The following is a 16,905-nucleotide window of genomic DNA, read 5'->3' as shown; positions in this document are numbered from 1 at the left end:
CGATTAAGTATTGAGGCCCCTCCCGTCAAAAGGTACTCTGCAAATGCGCGGGCCGGAACCGTACGAAATACTTATACGTATTCAGCGGCCGGAAATGCGTATTCCGAATTCCATTTACGTAAGCCATCGGGAGTGCTCATGTCCGGGACGTACGTATCCCCCCGGGTGCCGCCTGGACCGGCGGGGACCCAGAGCCTGCGCGCCATGCGGGACGCGCCGCTCGCGTTCGTGACCGCGATGGCGGCACTCGGGGACGTGACCCGCCATGACGCCGACGGAGAGCCGGTCTACATGCTGAACCGGCCGGACCTGGCCAGGTACGTACTCAAAGAGAACGGTACGAACTACACCAAGGACCGTACGCCGGACGACGACATGCTGCGCCCGCTGCTCGGCAACGGCCTGCTGACCAGCAACGGCGCCGAGTGGGCGGCGCAGCGCCGCATGTGCGCGCCCGCCTTCCGGCCCTCCGAGGTCACCCGCTTCGACCAGGTCATCGTGGAGGCCGCCGAGCACCTGGCGCGGCAGTGGCGGGGCGCCGCGTCCGTACGCGTGGACCACGACCTGACCGCGCTCACCCTGACGGTGATCGTCAAGGCCATGCTCGGCACCGACATCGGCGGCGCGGGCGAGGGGTTCGGCCGGGCCGTGGACGCGGTCAACCGGTTCATCGGGCACTACGTACCGACGGACGACCCCGATCCGGCCGACACCGCGGCGCGCTACGCCGGATTCCAGCGGGCGCGGGCCTTCCTCGACCGGGTGACCCGGGTCATCATCGCGGCCCGCCGCACGGGCGGCGCGGGCGACGACCTGCTGAGCGCGCTGCTCGCGGAGGCGCACCCGGGCGGGACCGGCCACGGCGCACCCGCGATGACGGACGCCGAGCTGCGCGACCAGGTGCTGACGATCATCATGGCCGGGCATGAGACCACGGCCAAGTCCCTGACCTGGACGCTCTACCTGCTCGACCGCCACCCGGAGGCCGCCGCGGCGGTCCGCGCGGAGATCGACGAGGTGCTGCGCGGCCGGGCTCCGAGCGCCGCCGACCTGCCCGCGCTGCGCAGGTGCCGGCAGGCCGTCCAGGAGGCGATGCGGCTCTATCCGCCGGTCTGGCTCATCTCGCGGCGCAGCGTGGCGGCCGACGTCATCGACGGCTACGACATCCCCGCCGGGTCGCTGGTCTGCATCAGCCCGTGGGTGCTGCACCGCGACCCGCGCTTCTGGGACGAGCCCGAGGCCTACCGTCCCGAGCGGTTCGACCCGGAGGCGGTGGCGCGCCACCTCAGCCACCAGTACCTGCCCTTCGGCGGCGGCCCGCGCATCTGCCTGGGGCGGCACTTCGCGATGGTGGAGGCCACGCTCGTGCTCGCCGTGCTGCTGCGCGACCTGCGCATGGAGCTGGCCGAGGGGTTCCCCGTCGAGCCCGAGGCGCTGGTCACGTTGCGGCCGAGGCACGGCATGACGATGACGCCGAGGCCGCGGTGAGCGCGGGCCTGGCGGGCTCGTACGACGTCGCCGGCACCACCTTGGGCGGCGTGCCCGGCGAGCTGGCCCGTCTTGAGGCGCAGGCGGCGCTCTCCTTCGACGAGGAGCTGCGCATCATGCGCGACCTCGGGCTGACCCGCGCGGGGCCGCTGCTCGAACTGGGCGCCGGCTCGGGCGCGGTCACCCGCAGGCTGCGCGACGCCGAGCCCGGCCTGCCGGTCATCGCGCTCGACGTGGACGCGGGACTGCTGCGTCACGCGGGCGGCTGCGGCGCCCCGCTCGTGGCCGCCGACGGCGCCCGGCTGCCCCTGCGTACGGGGAGCGTGGGAGGCGTACTGCTGCGATACGTACTGCAGCACCTCGCCGACCCCGCGCCGATGCTGGCCGAGGTGCTGCGCGTGCTGCGGCCCGGCGGCACCGTGGTCGTCGTCGAGGTCGACAGCATGCTGTGGGGCCTGGCGGACCCGATGTACCCCGAGCTGGCCCACGTGCACGCCGCGATGGCGCGGGCGCAGCGCGAGGCGGGCGGGGACCGTCAGATCGGCAGGCGGCTCACCCGGCTGCTGCGCCGCGCGGGCTTCGCGGACGTGCTGCTGCGCACGTTCGCGACCACCAACGACACCCACCCGACCGCCGCCTTCGCCCCGCATCTCGGCCCCGAGCGCCTGGCGCCGCTCGTGGCCGCAGGCGTGCTGTCGATGGCCGAGCTGGCCCTGGCGGCCGACCGCTGGCGGCGTTTCCTGGCCGACCCGGACGCCTGGGTCATGCTGCTCGGCTTCGCCGCCGCAGGGACCGCGCCGCCAGGCCCGGCCCCCTCAGTACCGGAGAAGGATCCGGAGAAACCCGCAAGGTTCGGGAGGAATGCACAATGAGTCCGTTCTGGAAGATCTTCGTGGCGATCTTCTGCTACATCAGCGGGATCGTCGGCCTCGGCCTGGCCGTGGTGAACGCCAGCCAGCAGCCGCCCGCCACCACCCCGGCCATCGTGTACGGCGCCGCCGGCCTGCTCTTCCTGGCCGCGGGCATCGTGCTCAGCCGCCGCCCCAGTTACTGAGGCGCTGTTACCGACGCGCTGTTACTGAGGCGCTCGCCCGGCCCCGGTGACCGTCCCCGCGGCCGCCGGGGCGCCGGGGTTTCGCCTCAAGCCGTAGAGTCCCGCCTCAAGCCGTGAGGTCGCGCCTCAGGCCGTGGGATCGCAGGGCCTGACCTCGACGATGTCGCCCGGTGCGTACGGCATCTTGCGCGCCCACGACTCGGCCTCCTCGGCGGAGGCGACGTCGATGATCCAGATACCGCCGATCTGCTCGCGCCCGACCGCGTAGGGCCCCTGGACGGCCGGGCCGTCCGGCCGCACCAGCCTGCCCTCGCGGGACCTGGTGAGCCCCGCACCGTACTTGACGTTGACCCCCGCCTCCACCATCTCCCTGCCGAACCGGCGGTGGGCCTCGGCCATGCGCCTGCGCTCGCTCTCGCTGAAGGCGTCCCAGAGCATCTCGTCGCCGTGGATCAGCAGCACGAAGTCCATCAGTCGTCCACCTTCCTCGGACATCCGCCCACGGGATCGGCGAGAGGCGGGCAGCGGCCCCGGTCGGCACTATCGTGACATCCTGCCACGTCGCAGCGCTGCTCGTCTGCCCCCAGCGCCCCCTTCGCGCGGCGGAAGGCACCCCTGCCGCGCGCCCGGGGCCCGCCCCTGCCGCGCAGCCGGAAGCGCCCCGCCCCACGCCCTGGAGCGCCGTCGGGGCATGCCCCGGGAGCACCGTCGCCTCAGGTCCCGGGAGCGCCGTCGCCTCGCGTCCCGGGAGCACCGTCGCCGCGTGTCCCGGGAGCGCCGTCGCCTCGTATCCCGGGAGCACCGTCGCCTCGCGTCCCGGGAGCGCCGCCGGCCGGGAGGAGCGTCGGCCGGGAGCGCCGTCGCCGCGCTCAGATCTGCCGCCGTGCCAGGCGCGCGAACAGTCCCTGCTCATCGGCCAGCAGCTCGTCGTAGGTGCCCTGCTGGACCACGCGGCCGCCGTCGAGCACGAGGATCTTGTCGGCGTCCCTGATCGTGGACAGCCGGTGGGCGATGACCACGCGGGTGGCGTTGAGCCTGCGGGTGCTCTCGGCGATGACGTTCTGTGCCGGGTTGTCGAGCGCGCTGGTGGCCTCGTCGAAGAAGACGATGCGCGGACGTGAGACCAGCGCCCTGGCGATCATGATGCGCTGCCGCTGCCCGCCCGAGAGCGTGTGGGTGCCCTCCGACAGCACGGTGTGCATGCCCATCGGCATGGCCGAGATGTCGGCGTCGATGCCGGCCATCGCGGCGGCCTCCCAGGCGTCGTCGATGGTGTGGCCGGTGCTGCCGACGATGTTCTGCCTGATGTCGCCGGCGAGCAGCGCGCCGTTCTGCAGCACCACTCCGCACTGCCGGCGCACCGCGCCGAGGTCCAGCTCGGCCAGGTCCTGGCCGTCGTACATGACGCTGCCCGAGTCCGGCTGCTCGAAGCCGAGCAGCAGGCGCAGGATCGTGGACTTGCCGCTGCCCGTCGGGCCGACGATCGCGACGAACTCGCCGGGCTCGATCGACAGGTCCACGTCGATGAGCGCCCTCGGGCCGTCGGCCCCGTAGCGGAAGGAGACCTTGGACATCGTGATGCGGCCCGACAGCTCGCCGGGGTCGGCCTTGCCCGCGTGGTCCTCGGGCTCGACCTCCAGCACGGGTGCCAGTTTCTCCATCATCGGCACGATGCTCATGGCGGTGATGGCCGCGCCGGTGAACTGCAGCACCGAGGCGATGAGCAGGTTGAAGGCGGTGAAGAAGGCGAGGAACGCGGCGATCGGCAGCTCCCCGCGCAGCGGCCCCGCCGCCACCGCGAAGATCACGAACGAGCAGACGAGCGGGAAGCCCGCGTTGAAGGTGGTCACCAGGTTCTGCAGCCGCCTGGCCTTGGCCGAGGTGGCCCTGGCCTTCATGAAGTCGCGGTTCCACACCGAGAACGCCTGGTCCTCGGCGGCGGCCACGCGCAGCTTGGGCACCGCCGACAGCAGCTGGAACACCCGCGACGACAGCCGCTGCTCCTGCTCGTACAGGCGGCGCTGGAGGCGTACCTCGAAGAATCCGGCGACCGCGCACACCAGGATGCCGATCAGCACCAGCAGGGTCGCGAGCAGGGCCAGCCGGACGTCGTAGACGTAGACGAGGACGAGGTTGGCCAGGCCGCCGAACAGCCCCAGCGTGGCCGTCGTCATCACGCCGGAGAGCATCTCCTGCGCCGCGCTCACGCCGAGCACGGTCGTGCCCAGCTCGCCGGTGGAGTAGCGGCCGAAGAACGTGACGGGCAACGACAGCAGCCGCGTCCACGCGCCCGCCTGCACGCGCGCGGAGGCGCGGCCCTCGATGCGCAGCGCGGCCACGTTCTGCACGATCGACAGCGCGGCCGCCACGAAGGCGCCGCCGATCACCAGCGCCGCACCCTGCACGATGAGGTCGCGCTCGGCGCGCGCCACGAACGTGCCCAGCACCAGCCCGGTCATCGCGGGCACGAGCAGCCCGATGACGGCCACGAGCGTGCCGAGCGAGGCGAGCACGAACAGGTCGCGGCCGTTGCGCGCGAGCCCGAAGCGCAGCAGCCCGGCGACCGTGCGGACGTCGGGCGGCAGCGGCTCGTACAGCACGTCGGCCTTGTTGGCCAGGGTGGCCGCCACCGCCCTGGTGACGGGCGTGACCCGGCTCTGCCCCGGCTGGGCGAGCACATAGCGCGAGCCGATCGGCAGCAGCGCCACGGGGGTGTCATCCTCGCGCAGATAGCCGACCATGGGGCCGATGTCCCGCTTCCACCAGCCGTCGTCCAGCCGGACGGAGCGCGTGCGCACCCCGGAGGCCAGGGCGATCGCCTGGAGCGAGTCGACGTCCCTGCCTCCGCCGGGCGGCGGCGCGACCACGCTGAAGCCGCCGTGCGAGGCCACCAGCCTGGCGGCGGCCAGCATCGGCGGGTCCGCGGTGACGTCGGCCAGGCGTACCCGGGCCTCGGTGTCGCGGACGAGCGTGTCGAAGCCGCGCCGCGCCGCCACGGCGACGCCCGACTCGCGCTCCTTCCTGCGTTCGAGCGAGCGCAGCTCGTGGGCGCGCTGCCGCTCGACGCGGCGGTCCACGGTGTAGAGGAAGCGGATGGCGTGCTCGACCCAGCGGCTCCACAGCGTCTCGTCCGCCAGCAGCTGCCAGGTCGAGCGGGCGCGCAGCCGGGCCTGCGCGGTGGCGACCACCCAGTCCCGCTCGGTCACCGCGAGTTCGGCCCCCGCCGTCAGCACGCCGGCGACGCCGTCGGGCATCTCGACCGCGCCCTCCTCGACGGTGAGCCACTGCACGCCGTCCACGGACCTGGCGGCGCGGCCGCGGTCCAGCTCGGTGACCGCGTCGGAGGCCAGCGGGACGAACTCGCGCGGCGGCAGCCCGTCGCGCAGCGCCGTGGCCAGCGACACCATGCCGGCCTCCACGCCGCGGACGAGCTGCTTGACGGCCAGCCCGTAGCCGGTGGTGGACATGGTGGCCGAGCGCCCGGCGCCGGCCAGCTCGCGCAGCCTGGCCAGCGGCACGCGGGAGACGCGCGAGCCGAGCACGGGACGCCCGACGATGCCGTGCCGGGGCCCGCGCGGGGCGCCCGGCAGCAGCGTGCCCTCGCGGACCCGGCACAGGTAGTTCCAGCGGCCGACGGGGCGGCCGTTGTCCAGGCGTACCGCGAACAGGTCCACCTCGCCCCGCTCGACCAGCAGCACCTCGCGCACGCCCGACATGACGAACAGGTTGTCGGCGGAGTAGTCCACCGGCGTAGCCGCGTCGGTGAAGAACGGCGAGAACGCCGAGAGCATCGGGGTCGTCACGTTCCCTCCCCGTTCCTGCGCGAGCTTCTCAGCAGCTCGGCGTAGTGACCGTCCAGCGCCAGCAGCTCGGCGTGCCGGCCGCGCTCGACCACCTCGCCGCGGTCGAGCACGATGATCTCGTCGGCGTCGCGCACCGTGGACAGCCGGTGGGCGATGATCAGGCAGCCACAGCCGCGTCTGCGCAGGTTGTCGGCGATGACCCGCTCGGTCTCCGGGTCGAGCGCGCTGGTCGCCTCGTCGAGTATCAGCAGGGTCGGCCTGATGGACAGCGCCCTGGCCAGCTCCAGGCGCTGCCGCTGGCCGCCGCTGAAGTTGCGCCCGCCCTCCAGCACGCCGCTGTTGAGTCCGCCCGGCCTGGTGGCGATGAGGTCGAACAGCGCGGCGTCGCGCAGCGCGGAGACCACCACCTCGTCGGGCAGGTCCTCGCTCCACAGCGTGAGGTTGTCGCGCACGGTGCCCTCGAACAGCGTGATGTCCTGGTCCACGTACGCGACCGACGCGGCCACCACCTCCCTGGGCAGCTCCTCCCTGGGCAGCCCGTCGAGCAGCACCCGCCCCGACGTGGGCACGTACAGGCCGGCGGCGAGCTTGCCCGCCGTCGACTTGCCGCTGCCGGAGTTGCCGACGATCGCGAGCCTGCGCCCCGGCACCAGCGTGAACGACAGGTCCTTGATGACGGGGTCGGCCGTCGCGCTGTAGCTGAAGGTGACCCGGTCGAACTCCAGCCGCCCGTCAAGCCGGCCCTCGGCGCGCTGCCGTACGGGCGCGTGCCGCTCGAAGACCCTGGCCACCGGGTACTTCTCGACGTCGTAGAGCCGGCAGACGTCGGCGGAGATGTCCTGGAGCTGCCCGCCCAGGTTGGTGAGCTGCGTGACGGGCCTGGACAGCGAGCTGAGCAGCGTCTGGAAGGCCACCAGCATGCCGACGCTGATCACGCCGTCGACCACGCGCAGCCCGCCGATCAGCAGGATGAGCCCGCTGTTGACGCCGGCGAGCAGCGGCGGCACGACGGTGAGCATGGCGGTGGTGACGCCCAGCCGCTGCTTGGCGGTGACCGCCTTGGCCAGGAAGCCCGACCAGCGCTGGAAGGCGGCGGGCTCGGCGCCGGTCGCCTTGACGGTCTCGATGAGCTGCAGGGTGTTGAACGTGGTGGAGGTCAGGTTGCCGAGGTCGGCGCGGAGCGCGGCCACCGCGTCCGTGCGCGCCCTGGACACCTGGCGCAGCACCAGGATGTTGACCATCGCCATGCCCACCCCGACCAGGCCGAGCAGCAGGTCGTAGCGGATCAGCACGATGCCGTAGAAGAGCACCAGGACCAGGTTGACGAGGGTGATGGCGAGGTCGCGGGAGAGGATCTCGGCGACGGTGTCGTTGGCCTGCACGCGCTTGGCGACCTCGGCGGGGCGGCGCTGGAGGTAGAACTGCACGGGCAGCCGCAGCAGGTGCCGGAAGAAGCGGGCCGAGCTGACCAGCCCGAGCCGGATCTCCATGCGCAGCAGATAGTGCCGCTGCACCGAGGTCAGCACGAACACCGCGACCGCCGTGACCCCCACGCCGAACAGCAGCGGCACCAGGTAGCCGGGGTCGCGCCCGCTCAGCACCCGATCGATGAAGACCCGGCTGAAGGCGGGCCCGATGATGCCGGGTACGACCAGCAGCAGGCTGGCCAGCAGCACCAGCGGCAGGGCCCGCCCCGACGGCATGCGGCGGGCCAGCAGCGCCTGCCCGACCCTGGTGGGCCGGCCGCCCGGCCGGAAGTCGGGGCCGGGCTCGAAGGTGAGCACGACGCCGGTGAAGCCCGAGTCGAAGTCGTCCCAGTCGATCATGCGGGGGCCGTTGGCCGGGTCGTTGACCGCCACGGCCTTCCTGCCGAACCGGCTGCGCACGCCCTCCAGCACCATGAAGTGCTGGAACGCCCAGAACACGATGGCCGGACCGGTCAGCGTCCGCAGGTCCTCCGCCTCCATCTGAAAGCCCCTGGCGATGAGCCCGTACCGGCGGGCGGCGGCGATCACGCTGGAGGCCTTGGCGCCGTCGCGGGAGACGCCGCAGGCCGCACGGAGCTCCTCCAGCGGGACGAACTTGCCGTAGTAGCCGAGGATCATCGCCAGCGAGGCGGCCCCGCACTCCACCGCCTCCATCTGGATCACGGTCGGCGTGCGCCGCCGCCACCGCCACCGCCTGGCCGGCCGGGGCCGCGGCGTGCGCGGGGCGGCCGGCTGCCTGGCCTGCGCGGGAGCGCTCGTGGTCGTCACATCTCCCCCTCAGCGCCCGAGCAGCAGGTCGAACAGGGTCTGGCTGCCCAGGACGATCGCTCCGGCCACCGATACCTGCGACTGCAGGGGCACCGGCGGCCCGTCCTTGGTGGACCAGGCGTAGCCGGACGGCGTGGTCGGGTCGCGCTCCAGATCGACGATGACGAGCCGGGCGGGCGCGCCCTTGAGGTAGCCGCGGGCCGCCTCCACACCGCCCACCAGGTCGGCCGCCTGCTCCAGCATCACCGGGTACGCGCTGACGGAGTGAACCCGCCCGCGCAGCAGCCCGAACGCGCCCGGCGGCGCCGACGACACCGACAGGTCGACGGGCCGGCCCGGCACCACGCCCATCGCGCGGTCCACCGGCACGAACAGCATCGCCACCAGCCGGTCGTCGGGGGCGTCCGTGCGCTCGATGAGCAGCAGCTCCTCGCCCGGCGCGACCACGTGGCCGTCCACCGCGTTGAAGGCGACCACCCGCCCGGTGAACGGGCTGCGCACGATCCGCTCGCTCACCCGGCCCGTCCCGCCGTCGACGGCGATCACCGCGACCTCCTGGCCGCGCCGCACCGCGTCGTCGGGGCGGACCAGCATCGAGCGGACCGTGCCGCCGTACGGGCTCTGCAGCCGCGCGGTGCCCGCGGGATGGGTGAGCACGCCCGCAGCGGACACCGTCACCGGCAGCCGCCCCACGAAGAACCAGACGGCCGCCGCCGCCACGATGATGAGCACCACGAACGTGGCGATCCATCCGCGCGGCGAGGCCAGCAGCGTCGGCGAGTCGAGCTCGTCGGGCTCGCGCATCCGCTGCAGCGCCTTGAACCGGAACTTCATCGCTCTATCCCCGCCTGCTGCCGATCACCAGCTCGCCGACGCTGCCCTCGCTCAGGTAGCCGAGACCGCTGGCGCGCGCGAAGTCGCCGGCGTCGCCGCCGCCGAGCCCGCACACGGCCAGGTTCATCGCGGTGCCGACCAGGTAGATCGTCTGGTAGAGCACGCCCACGTGTTTGAGCACCAGCGGGTAGGCGATGGCCTCGTACTTCCACATGACCCGGCCGAAGCGGGCGGTGACGATGAGCAGCACCTGCGGGTCCTGTTCGAGCTGGGCCGCCGCCCTGGCCCGCTCCACCAGCACCCGCACCGCCGGCCCCGGCTCGGCCACCAGTTCCAGGGCGTGCCCCGCGGTGTCGTAGTGCCACAGACCCGGGTCGAGGCCGCGGCAGGAGACGACGAGCGGATAGACCTCCAGCTCGTGCACCGATCCACCGGAGGGATAGGGACGGTCGGCCAGCTCCTGGCCGTCGGGCGAGGCGAAGGCCGCGCGGCGCCGCATCGACCGGTAGAGCAGCTCGCCGAGCTGGTCGAGGGTGATGGGCGCGTCATGGTCGTGCTCGCGTATCGAGCGGCGGCGCTCCAGCGTCTCGTACAGGCCCCGGCCCGGCTCGTCCATGTCGGGGGCGGCCAGCTCGACCCGCTTGCCGCCGAAGGGGGCGGGGCTGGCGGGCAGGGGCTCGAAGCGGTCCTTGAACGGGTACGTGCCGCCGTACCTGTCGGTGAGCCGCGGCCCTCTGCTGTGGGCGTGCAGCCACAGGTCGCGCGGCTGCCACTGGGCCAGCTCCAGGTCGCCGTCCTCGGCCTCGGTGGTCAGCGCGTCGGCGGCGGCGAGGAAGCGCAGCAGCTCGCGGTCGCCCACCTCGGCCGGGGTGGTCCAGCCGGACAGCGCGCCCAGCAGACCGGCGGCGGCGGGCTCCAGCTCGACCACGGCGGGGCTGCGCGGGCTCCGCACGCACAGGACGCCGTCCTCCGCCGTGATCACGGCGAAGCGGGACAGCTTGATCCTGCTGCCGGGGCCGGGCGCGGCGGCGGGCTCGACGGGGCCGGCGCCCACGGGCCGCAGCCTGGCGCGCGGCGTGCCGTACTCCAGCATGCCGCCCATCGCCAGGCGGCGCAGCAGCAGGTTCCAGCGCAACAGCCCGGCCTCCCCCACGGTGGCCGCGAGCGCCGTCTCCGTCGCCTCGCCCGCCGCGAGCACGCGGAGCGCGGCCACCGTCTGCTCGGGCAGGTTCCGCAGTCCCAGCGAGCCGGCCGGCGAGGAGATGCGCACCTCGCCGTCCGACTCGGCCAGCGTCGCGTCGCGGCGCAATCGCCGTCTCGTCTCACTCACGCCGGGTTCCTCTCTCGTTCACTGCGGTGTCTCGGGGCCCGGGTCCGTCAGAAGAAGACGCTGACGGGGTTGAGCTCGTCCTCCGCGAGGGGCCTCGGGATCCAGCCGAGCGCGACCGGCACGTCGTACAGGCGGCCGGGGCCGAGCCGCCGCCAGAAGTGCCGCATGCCGGGCGCGATCACGCGGACGACGCTCAGCTCCAGGTCGGGCCGGCTCTGGTCGAGCACGATGACCTCCAGGCCGGCCGCGGCGGCCCGCTCCACGCAGGTCTCGACGTCGGCCGCCAGGTCCTCGCCGCCCGACGGGGGGTAGTCGGCGAGCGTGCGCGCCCCCTGCGCGGGATCGGGCACCAGCCATTGCTGCTCGGCCAGCTTCGTCTCCTTCCACCAGGCGAGCGTGGCGACGTCGTCGTCCAGGTAGAGCGTGTTGCCCTGCTCGTCGCGCCGCTCCACCGAGGGCAGGAACTGGTTGACCTCGGTCAGCGTCCTGATGGCGGCGATGCGCGGGTCGAGGTGCGCGCCGAAGCCGACGATGACGTCCTCGACCGGGTGGTTCCTGCGGTACGACACCCCCACGAACGCCGGGATGCCGAGGTCGGTGGTGATGTCGAGCAGCCAGATGTCGCGGTCCATGCCCTGGTAGAACTCGCGCACGGTGTCGACGTACGGGTCGTGCAGCGAGTCGAGGTGGAAGGCCGGCCGCCGGGCCCGGTTGTACCACCACAGCGCCACCGCGTCCCGCTCCACCAGCTCGCAGAAGCCCTGCAGGATGGCCTCCTCGACGGAGTTGCCCGACGCGTTGCCGTTGGAGTCGCCCACGCAGTAGAAGTGCCGCTCCAGGTCGGGGTGGCCGTACCAGGCGTAGCCCGAGGGCACCAGCCGCTCCCGCTCCTCGGTCAGCGACCAGGCCGACGACCAGTCCACCGGCAGGTCGGTGCGGAAGCGCTCGGGCACCAGGTGCAGGCGGTGCGCGGGGTCCTTGTTCCACTCCTCGCGGATGGCGTACTGGCGGTCGGAGAAGTGCAGCAGGCTCTCCGGGTGCACGGCCACGGCCGGGTCGAGGTCGGCGTAGGCGGCCTCGGTCACCGGCTCCTCGCCGCGCCACACGCCCGAGTAGCGCTCGATGGCCTCGCACAGGGCGCTCACCTTGGCCTGGACCTCGGTACGGCCCTTGCCGCCGCTCTGCCCGCGCAGGTTGCGGCGCAGCAGGTCCATGTTGTCGCCGATCATGGCGAAGTTGTGTCCCGCGGTGAAGCTGTAGGTGACGCCGTTGTCCTCGTCGGCGAACGTGTGCAACCTGGTCACCGCGCCGATGAGCGGGCTGATGTGCTTTTCGAGCCGTGCGTACGTACGCGCGGGCGGCTCGATCCGGTAGCCGCCGTCGGTGACGTGCCTGGCGTCGCGGGCCGAGAGCGTCACCTTGGGGCTGCGCTCGCTGATCAGCGTGGGGTCGCCGCAGGCCGGGCACTGCGGCAGCCGGATGACGGTGTGCTCGGTCACGCCCAGGGTGCGCAGGTCGATGGTGGTCATCTTGCCGTCGAGCCGGGATGCGGCGGCCGAGGGGTCGTCACGGCGGGCGGCGATCTTGGCGAGCTCCACCGCCAGCAGCCCGCCCGCCACCGAGGGGCCTGGCACCGACTCGCGCACCGGGTGGTACGGCATGCCGCCGCCGCGCTTGCCCGCCAGATAGCGCTCGACCTGCCGGTTGCCGGCCAGCCGCTGCGCCAGGCAGGCCCAGCAGGCGGTCTGCCCAGGCCGCAGCACCGGACCGATCCACAGGGTGACGCCGTCCGGCTTGATCAGCGCCCACGGGTGCCCGGCGGCGAGGTAGGCGGCGTTGAGCCGGTCGAGCGCGGGGTCGAGGTAGTCGCCGGTGACGACGACCGCCATCGCGCCCGCGGGGCCCGCGGCCTCCTCCTCGACGGTCCGCGTACGCATGCGCAGCCCGTGCTCGCGCAGCATGGCACCGATCGGCCCGGGGTCGGCGCCCTCGACGGCGACGACGACGAATTCGGTGCTTTCCAGCGCCGACCGTGCGCGCACCGGGTCGATTCCCTGCGCGTCCCAAAAGGCGAGGGTGTGCTCGGGCCATTCGGCCCGCCCGTCGGCGAGCACGCCGTAGGCGGCGAACTTGCGAATGGCCATGAGCGTCTGCATGAGCGGCAGCTCGTCGCTCAAGGCGGCGGCGATCTCCGCGACAGTATGCCGTCCGTCCAGGTAAGGCAGGACTTTTCCGGCCCCGGCGGCGGTCACCCGATAATGCTGGCCCTCGGCCAGGAGAAAGACCGTCGACCCGTCGAGTAACTGCGAAGTGAAATGCGCTTTGAGACGTGGGCGGTCCATGGCCCTCCCCGTTTTGGGTCCTCGTCGGTGCCGCCGTCCCGGTGCCGGCGGTTGATCGCAGAGTCGCATCGGGCTCGCCGCCATGTAAAGACGTAATTCCGGCGTACGCATTTGGCTGCACAATGCGGTGAAATACGTATGTGAGCCGCCGAGAATGCGCATCCGGGCCGGCGCAGAGGAGGGCACCAGGACTGACCATGCCTTGTCACAATTGTCCGATTTGTCGGTCAACTATTGACAGCCGACCTGCCTTTGGCGGGATGATCCCTATGACAGTCCAGGGGGCCAAGGCTTGGGGAGTAGCAATGTCTTCCGGACAGACGCTGCTACACCGTGACACCGAACTCGCCGCAGTGCGCGAAGCGCTGTCCAGGATCCGATCCGGCAACCCGGCGGTGCTGCTGATCCAGGGGGCACGCGGGATCGGCAAGACCACGCTGCTCAACGCGGCGCTGTCCGCCCTGTCGGAGACCGGCGCGCTGCTGCTCATGGCCCGCGGCCACCCGGCCGAACGCGAGCACCACCTCGGCGTCGTACGCCAGCTCTTCGAGCCGCTCATGTCGCCGGGCCGCGCGCCGCCCACCGGCCTGCGACTGGACCAGGACCGCGCGGACGACCCCGTCACCCCCGACGTGCTGCACGGGCTCTACCGCGCCACCCGTGACTTCACCGGCGACCAGCCGCTGATCATCGCCATCGACGACGTGCACCACGCCGACCAGCAGTCCGCCGAGTGGTGCTCCTACATCGCCAGGCGGCTCGACGGCCTGCCCATCGCGATGATCCTGACCAGCGACGAGCCCGGCGAGCCCGGCGGGAACGACCTGGCCAGAGACCTGGCGGCGCTGCCGTACATGCGGCTGCTGCGGCCCGCCCCGCTGACCCACCTGGCCGCGCGGCGGCTGCTCGCCGGCCAGCTCGGCACCGCCGAGCAGCAGGTGGAGGCCGAGGTCGCGCACGCCTGCCACCAGCTCACCCAGGGCAACCCCGCGCTGCTGCACGAGCTCGCCGCCAGGCTGGCCAGGACCGGCGTGCCGGCCACCCGCGACGAGCTGCCCCAGGTGCTGGACGCGGGCGCGGCGGCGATGACGCAGACCGTGCTCGGCTGGCTGACCGACAGCGACTCCGGCGCCGACGCCGACTGCGTCGCCCTGTTACGCAGCCTCGCCGTCGTGGCGCCCGACGACGGCCTGGAGATCGCCGCCATGCTGGCCGGCCAGGGCCAGGACGCCGCGCGGGTGGCTGCGGCACGGTTACGGCGGCTCGGGCTGGTCACCGGCGCGCCGCCCGACAGATTCGCACACCCCGGCATCCAGCAGACCGTGCTGGCCGGCATGGACCCGGCCGAGCGCGACGAGCTGCACCGCCGTACCGCTGCGCTGCTGCACCGGCTCGGCCGGCCGCTGCGCTGCTCGGCCCGGCACCTGATGTCGGCGGGCCCGACCGGCGACCCGCAGACCGTGACCGTGCTGCGCGAGGCCGCCGGCGAGGCCGGCAACGAGCACTCCTGGCAGGACGCCACCGGCTACCTGCACCGCGCGCTGGCCGAGACCGACGACCGCGAGACGGTGCTGGAGGTCACCGCCGAGCTGGGCGCGGTCGAGATGCACCGCAACCTGCCCGCCTGCCTGCGCCACCTGCGCACCGTCTACGGCCGGGTCAAGCGGGCGCCGCAGGCGCTGATGTCGATGACGCCGTTCGCCGACATCCTGGTCAGCGCCAACTCCGTCGAGGCGGGCGAGGTGATGGCCGAGGCCGCGGCCACGGCGGCGGCCACGCCGCACCTCGCGGGCGCCGACCTGGCCCTGCTGTTCGCCGCCCAGGCGCTGGTGTGGGGCCGCTCCGCGGGGCGGATCGGGGTGCGGCGGCTGAGCCGCTCGTTCGGCACCCTGCTCACCCCCGCCGCCAGGGAGTTCCTCAGCATCCTCGCGCTGGCCACCGGCGTACGCGGCCGCAACCTGCCGCGCATGCTCGCCCAGACCCGCCGCTGCCTGGACGGCCAGGGCGCGGTGCCGGTCACCGTCGTGCTGCCGCTCGTGTGGGGCGATCGCCTCGACGAGGCCTCCTATTGGGCGGAACGGCTGGTCGCCGAGACCAGGGACACCGGCTCGGCCACCCGCCTGGCCCTGACGCTGTCGGCCAGGGCCGAGGTGCGCTACCAGCTCGGCCGCCTGGACGCGGCGCTGCGCGACGCCAACGACGCGATCGCCAGCGCCCGCGAGGTCGAGGCGGAGGGCTTTCACGCCGTCGCCACCGCCTGTGCGGCCCGCATCATGGTCGAGCGGGGCGAGCTGGAGGCCGCCGAGTCCGCGCTGCGCTCGGTCAGGACGTACGGCGACTGGCATCCGCTCATCTCCGGCCACGTCCTGGACACGCTCGGGCGCGTGCACCTGTCGCACGGCCGGCCCCGCGACGGGCTGCTGACCCTGCTGGAGTGCGGGCGCCGCCTGACCGCCGCCGGCATCACGAACCCGGCCTGCGTGCCCTGGGGCCCGCACGCGATCCTCGCCTACGCCCTGTCCGGCGAGCGGTCGGCCGCCCGCATGATGGCCGAACGGGAGCTGGAGCTGGCGCGGGCTTGGGGCGCGCCCACCACGATCGCCCGCGCGCTGAGCGCGGGCAGCGTCGCCCACGAGGGCAGCACCCGGCTCGACATGCTGCACGAGGCGGTGGACCTGCTGGCCGACCGGGGCGCCCGGCTCGAACAGGCCAGGGCGATGGTCCGCCTCGGCATCGCCCAGCGCCAGGCGGGCGACTCCGGCAAGGCGCACGAGACGCTCGCCATGGCGCTGCGGCTGGCCACCGACTGCGGCGCGCTGCGCCTGGCCGCGCTCGCCGACAAGCACCGGGCGGCCACCGCGCCGCGCCGATCCGGCTCCCCCGCCGCCGGCCGCCACGGGCGCAACGGCCACCCGCTGACCGTGGGCGAGCGCCGGGTCACCGACCTGGTCCTGCGCGGAATGAGCAACATGGAGGTGGCGGCCACCCTGTCGATCAGCAAGCGCACCGTCGACACCCACCTGGCGCGGATCTACCGCAAGCTGGGCATCCACACCCGTGCCGAGCTGGCCGTCATCCTCACCGGTCTCGCCGACGACCACGACGAACCGCCGCCGGACGAACCGGTGCCCGCCGGGCTCCTGGAAGACCTCTGATCACCGCATCAGCTCGTACGCGGCGTACGCGACGACCCCGTACGCCATGTGCGGCACGATGTCGGAGATCCAGGAGGTCGCCGACCACTCGCGCGGGTCGGTGACGCCCAAGGCGGTCATCGGGCCGTTGGAGCCGGCCATGGCCAGCACCGTCAGCGCCGCCACCCCGACCGGGCACGGCAGGCGCCGCCTCCCGTCCAGCAGCCCGTAGCAGACGGCCGCGCCCGCGCCGGTGGCGTACCCGAGGAGCGCGCCGATCGCCTCCTGGCGGTTGCCCGCCCGCTCCTCGTCGCCCAGGCTCACGCCCGCCACCTCGGTCAGCCTGCGCGCGGTCTCCTTCGGTGTGCCGCTCGCGGGCCTCGCCCTGATGAGCATGTCGAGGTACGTGGCGAGGTTGAGCGCGCAGGTGCCGGCCGCGCCGGCGATCAGTCCTTTGACGAGTGTGTGCATGCCCCCGCAGCTACCCACCCTCCCGCCTCTCTTTCCCAGGAGAGGTCCTTCCCAGGAGAGGTCCTTCGTGGTGGGGGCGAAGGATCCTTTCGAGGAGAGGGTGCCCCTTCCCCTCCTCGAAAGGAAGTCCGTAGCCGGCGGGCCGCCCGGCAGCAGGCGCCCCTCCTGCCAGGCTGAGGTGCTTTTGGGAGTCC

General features: G+C 73.1%; 11 protein-coding genes. 4 read left to right on the top strand and 7 right to left on the bottom strand.

Features of this window, described 5'->3' with window-relative positions; translation table 11 throughout:
• Positions 1-204 precede the first annotated feature (204 nt).
• The 3 genes from ACFMQL_RS18685 to ACFMQL_RS18675 are packed head-to-tail and all read left to right on the top strand — an operon-like array spanning position 205 to position 2,542.
• Positions 205-1,488, top strand: a complete 1,284-nt coding sequence (locus ACFMQL_RS18685) for a cytochrome P450 (RefSeq protein ID WP_364059776.1) — start codon at positions 205-207, stop codon at positions 1,486-1,488.
• Positions 1,485-2,360 carry a class I SAM-dependent methyltransferase gene (locus ACFMQL_RS18680; protein WP_378786252.1) on the top strand — a complete coding sequence of 292 codons (876 nt, stop codon included), beginning with the start codon at positions 1,485-1,487 and terminating at the stop codon, positions 2,358-2,360. Before ACFMQL_RS18685 ends, ACFMQL_RS18680 begins: the two co-directional genes overlap by 4 nt.
• Positions 2,357-2,542, top strand: coding sequence for a hypothetical protein (locus tag ACFMQL_RS18675; RefSeq protein ID WP_364059772.1), 186 nt, complete (start codon positions 2,357-2,359; stop codon positions 2,540-2,542). The genes ACFMQL_RS18680 and ACFMQL_RS18675 overlap by 4 nt, the downstream gene beginning before the upstream one ends.
• Before the next feature lie 126 nt (positions 2,543-2,668).
• Here ACFMQL_RS18675 and ACFMQL_RS18670 read toward each other — a convergent pair whose 3' ends face one another.
• The 6 genes from ACFMQL_RS18670 to ACFMQL_RS18645 all read right to left on the bottom strand — a co-directional run bounded on the left by ACFMQL_RS18670 (position 2,669) and on the right by ACFMQL_RS18645 (position 13,016).
• Positions 2,669-3,013: a YciI family protein gene (locus tag ACFMQL_RS18670; RefSeq protein WP_364059769.1), complete on the bottom strand. Its 345-nt coding sequence runs from the start codon at positions 3,011-3,013 to the stop codon at positions 2,669-2,671.
• Positions 3,014-3,411: 398 nt separating this feature from the next.
• Positions 3,412-6,345, bottom strand: coding sequence for an NHLP bacteriocin export ABC transporter permease/ATPase subunit (locus ACFMQL_RS18665; RefSeq protein WP_364059766.1), 2,934 nt, complete (start codon positions 6,343-6,345; stop codon positions 3,412-3,414).
• Positions 6,342-8,600, bottom strand: a complete 2,259-nt coding sequence (locus ACFMQL_RS18660; protein WP_364059763.1) for an NHLP family bacteriocin export ABC transporter peptidase/permease/ATPase subunit — start codon at positions 8,598-8,600, stop codon at positions 6,342-6,344. Before ACFMQL_RS18660 ends, ACFMQL_RS18665 begins: the two co-directional genes overlap by 4 nt.
• A gap of 9 nt (positions 8,601-8,609) precedes the next feature.
• Positions 8,610-9,434, bottom strand: a complete 825-nt coding sequence (locus ACFMQL_RS18655; protein WP_364059760.1) for an HlyD family efflux transporter periplasmic adaptor subunit — start codon at positions 9,432-9,434, stop codon at positions 8,610-8,612.
• Between the two features lie 4 nt (positions 9,435-9,438).
• Positions 9,439-10,764, bottom strand: coding sequence for a SagB family peptide dehydrogenase (locus ACFMQL_RS18650; RefSeq protein WP_364059757.1), 1,326 nt, complete (start codon positions 10,762-10,764; stop codon positions 9,439-9,441).
• A gap of 47 nt (positions 10,765-10,811) precedes the next feature.
• Complete coding sequence (locus ACFMQL_RS18645; protein WP_378786250.1) at positions 10,812-13,016, bottom strand: TOMM precursor leader peptide-binding protein; 2,205 nt, start codon at positions 13,014-13,016, stop codon at positions 10,812-10,814.
• 395 nt (positions 13,017-13,411) lie between these two features.
• Between ACFMQL_RS18645 and ACFMQL_RS18640 the strand changes: the two genes are divergently transcribed.
• On the top strand, positions 13,412-16,261 hold the full coding sequence (locus tag ACFMQL_RS18640) for an AAA family ATPase (RefSeq protein WP_378786248.1): 2,850 nt from the start codon (positions 13,412-13,414) through the stop codon (positions 16,259-16,261).
• Here ACFMQL_RS18640 and ACFMQL_RS18635 read toward each other — a convergent pair whose 3' ends face one another.
• Entirely contained in the window at positions 16,262-16,711 is a 450-nt protein-coding gene (locus ACFMQL_RS18635) for a hypothetical protein (protein ID WP_364059748.1), read from the bottom strand.
• Between the last annotated feature and the right edge of the window lie 194 nt (positions 16,712-16,905).

It is taken from the genome of Nonomuraea fastidiosa (assembly GCF_042751225.1).
Classification (GTDB): domain Bacteria; phylum Actinomycetota; class Actinomycetes; order Streptosporangiales; family Streptosporangiaceae; genus Nonomuraea; species Nonomuraea fastidiosa.
The sequence above is the reverse complement of the archived record's forward strand: the minus strand, read 5'-3'. Positions and strand labels throughout refer to the sequence as shown.